At 74.0% G+C, this 4,006-nt stretch carries 2 protein-coding genes; both read left to right on the top strand.

The window, feature by feature from the left end; all coding sequences use genetic code 11:
* The coding region (locus Sri02f_RS40765; protein ID WP_109006316.1) for an SDR family NAD(P)-dependent oxidoreductase at nt 1–2,185 on the top strand (2,185 nt) is incomplete at its 5' end.
* A gap of 45 nt (nt 2,186–2,230) precedes the next feature.
* Nucleotides 2,231–4,006: type I polyketide synthase (locus tag Sri02f_RS40760; RefSeq protein ID WP_174855815.1), on the top strand; the 1,776-nt coding region annotated here is incomplete at its 3' end.

Here is a 4,006-nt window from a genome sequence, read left to right as displayed (position 1 = left end):
TCTGCCCAGGGCGCAGGCCGGGGTCGATCCGGCGCAGGAGGAGTTCTGGCGGATCGTCGAGGAGGGTGACGTCGAAGGGCTGGCGGGCACGCTGGGTCTTGACGAGACGGGGGGTCTGGGTGACGTCCTGCCGGCGTTGTCGGCCTGGCATCGTGGGCGGCAGGGCCGGGCGAAGCTGGACGGCTGGCGCTACCGGGTGGCCTGGCGGCCGCACCGGCTCCCCGAAGCAGCCGCGCTCGACGGGACCTGGCTGCTCGTCGTCCCCGAAGGGCGGACGGACGACGACGTGACGGTCCGGACGCGACGCGCTCTGGAGGAGGCGACGCGAGTCGTCCCGGTCGTCGTGCCGGAGCGGGCGGACCGGACGGTCGTCGCCGAACTGCTGGACGCCGCCGTGAAACCCGGGGACGCGCCCGCCGGCGTGCTGTCGCTGCTGGCCCTGGACGACGCACCGGACAAGCGCAGCCCGGGCGTCACCAGGGGAGTGCTCGGCTCCATGGCCTTGAGCCAGGCCCTCGCGGACAACGCGATCCACGCGGGACTGTGGTCACTGACGCGCGGAGCCGTCGCCGTCGACGCCGAGGACGAGCCGGTCGCCGGCCAGGCTGCCGCGTGGGGCCTGCTCCGGGTGGCCGCGCTGGACGACCCCGAGCGGTCCGGCGGCCTGGTGGACCTCCCCGTGGACGGCGGCACCGAGCTGCTTGCGCGGCTGCCCGCGCTGCTTGCGGCAGGCGACGCGTCCGGCGGAGAGAGCGAGTTCGCGCTCCGGCCCGGGCTGCGAGAAGTGCGCGTCCGGCGGATGGTGCGCTCACCGCTCGCCGGATCCGGCGAGGCGCCGGTGTGGAAGCCGCGAGGCGCCGTACTCATCACCGGTGGCACCGGAGCACTCGGCGCCCATGTGGCAAGGGATCTCGCCCGCGAGGGCGCGGAGCATCTGGTGCTGACCAGCCGGCGCGGTCCCGACGCGCCGGGTGCGGCGGAGCTGGAGCGCGAACTGACCGACCTCGGATGCCGGGTGACCGTCGCCGCCTGCGACGTGGCCGACCGCGCCGCGCTCGCCGCGGTCGTGCGGGGCATCCCGGACGAGACTCCCCTGACCGCGGTCGTCCACACCGCGGGCGCCGTCGACCGGGCGCGCCCGCTCACGAAGATCGACGCCGACGAGGCCGCCGAGCTGATGCACGCCAAGGTCGTGGGCGCCGAGAACCTGCACGAACTGCTGGGCGCACGCCCGTTGGACGCCTTCGTGCTCTTCTCCTCCGGAGCCGGCGTCTGGGGCAACGGCGGCCAGGGGCCGTACGCGGCGGCCAACGCCCACCTCGACGCGCTCGCCGAACGGCGCCGCGCCGCCGGCCTGCCCGCCACCTCGATCGCCTGGGGCGCCTGGGCCGGCGGCGGCATGGTCGACGACGAGGTGGGCGAGCAGCTGGCGCGGCGCGGAGTGCCCGCGATGGAGCCGGCGCTCGCCGTGCGCGCCCTGCGCGAATCGGTTGCGGCGGACGAGACCACCGTCGTCGTGGCGGACATCCGCTGGGACCGGTTCGTGCCCGCGTACTGCGCCCACGGGCGCCGCCCGCTGATCGAGGAGATCCCGGACGTCCAGGCCCTGCTGGCCGCGCAGGACGCCGAAGGGGCGGCCGGGCAACCGGCGGACGCGAGCACAGCGGCCGGCGGGCTCCGCGGCGAACTGGCCGCGCTGCCGGCTGCCAAGCGCAAGCGCCGGCTGGCCGAGCTGGTCCGCACGCACGTGGGCGCGGTCCTCGGCTCCGGAGCCGCCGACGGGGTCAAGCCCGGCCGGGCCTTCCGGGACATGGGCTTCGATTCCCTCACCGCGGTCGAACTGCGCAACCGGCTCGGCTCCGCACTCGGGGCCAGGCTCTCCGCGACGCTCGTCTTCGACCACCCGACGCCGAACGCCCTCGCCGACCACCTGGGCGCGGAACTCTTCCCCGAGGACGACGGCGACACCGCGCTCGACCCCCGGCTGAAGGAGATCGAGGCGGCCTACCGCGCCACCTCGGACCCGGCCGGCAGGGCCGAACTCGCCGAGGCGCTACGCGGTTTGCTCGACTCCTGGGCGGCGCCCACCGGCGAACCCGCCCCCGCACCCGTGGACGAGGAACTGGTCGGCGCCTCCGACCAGGACATGTTCGATCTGATCGACAAGGAACTCGGGATCTCCTGAGCGCACCCCCGACACGATTTCCCGATTCTCGAAGGGCTGACTGGCATGGCCAACACGCACAACACCGAGGACAAGCTGCGGGACTACCTCAAGCGCGTCACCACGGACCTGCGACAGACCCGTCACAGGCTCACCGACCTGGAGACGCGGGCGCACGAGCCCATAGCCATCGTGGCCACCGCCTGTCACATGCCCGGTGGAGTGCGCAGCCCGGAGGACCTGTGGCGGATCGTCGCCGACGGCGTCGACACCGTTTCGGACCTGCCGACCGACCGCGGCTGGGACATCGAGGCGCTGTACGACCCCGACCCGGAGCGCATCGGCACCAGCTACGTCCGCCAGGGCGCCTTCCTGCACGACGCGGCCGAGTTCGACGCCGGGTTCTTCGAGATCTCGCCGCGTGAGGCGACCGCGATGGACCCGCAGCAGCGACTGCTCCTGGAAACCACCTGGGAGGCGTTCGAACGGGCCGGCATCGACCCCACGACCCTGCGGGGCAGTTCCACCGGTGTGTTCGTCGGCGCCAGCAACCAGGCCTACGCGCCCGACGGCGTCCGCGCGCCCGAGGGCATCGAAGGACACCTGCTGACCGGCGGATCCGCCGCCGTGCTGTCGGGGCGCATCTCCTACAGCTTCGGGTTCGAGGGGCCCGCCGTCAGCCTCGACACCATGTGCTCCTCCTCGCTGGTCGCCCTCCATCTCGCGGTCCGGGCGCTGCGCTCCGGCGAGTGCTCGATGGCGGTCGCGGGCGGTGTCACCGTCATGGCCAGCATGCGCAACTTCATCGAGTTCAGCCGTCAGCGCGGCCTGGCCGCCGACGGCCGCTGCAAGCCCTTCGCGGCCGGCGCCGACGGCACGGGCTGGGGTGAAGGCGTCGGCGTGCTGCTGCTGGAGCGGTTGTCGGACGCGCGGGCGCTGGGCCACCAGGTGCTGGCGGTGGTGCGGGGTTCGGCGATCAACCAGGACGGCGCGTCGAACGGTCTGACGGCGCCGAACGGGCCGTCCCAGCAGCGGGTGATCCGTGCGGCGCTGGCGGACGCGGGTCTGTCGGCGGCCGATGTGGACGTGGTGGAGGCGCACGGCACGGGAACGAAGCTCGGTGACCCGATCGAGGCGCAGGCGCTGCAGGCCACCTACGGCAAGGAGCGCGACGCCGGCGCCCCGCTGCTGATCGGTTCCCTGAAGTCCAACGTCGGCCACACCCAGGCCGCTTCCGGCGTCGTGGGCATCATCAAGATGGTCGAATCGCTCCGGCACGGCGTCGCCCCCAAGTCGCTCCACGGAGAGGAGCTCACTCCGCACGTCGACTGGTCCTCCGGCACGCTGCGCCTGCTCACCGAGGCCGTCGACTGGCCGGACACCGGACGGCCGCGCCGCGCGGGCGTCTCCTCCTTCGGAGGCAGCGGCACCAACGCCCACGTCGTCCTCGAGCAGGCGCCGGCCGCCGAACCGGCGGAAGCCGCCGAGGCGACGAACGCCGACGTGACGGACGCCGAAGCGACGGACAAGGCGGAGAAGACCGGTGTCGTCCTGCCCTGGATGCTGTCGGCCCGGTCGGAGGCCGCGCTGAAGGAGCAGGCACAGCGGCTGCTCGACCGCGTCGAGTCCGCCGGCCTCTCCGCCGTGGACGTCTCCCACGCGCTCGCCACCGGTCGCGCCGCGCTGGAGGAGCGCGCCGTCGTCATCGGCACGGACCACGCGGGCCTGGTCGACGGTCTGCGTGCCCTGGCCAGGGGCGAACGACCTGCGAGCGCGGCCCGCGGCCTCACCGAGAGCCCCGGCGCCTCCCTCGACCCGGTGTTCGTGTTTCCGGGTCAGGGG

It is taken from the genome of Streptomyces rishiriensis (assembly GCF_003112535.1).
Lineage (GTDB): Bacteria > Actinomycetota > Actinomycetes > Streptomycetales > Streptomycetaceae > Streptomyces > Streptomyces rishiriensis.
Note: the sequence above shows the minus strand (reverse complement) of the source record. Positions and strands in the feature narration are given on the sequence as shown.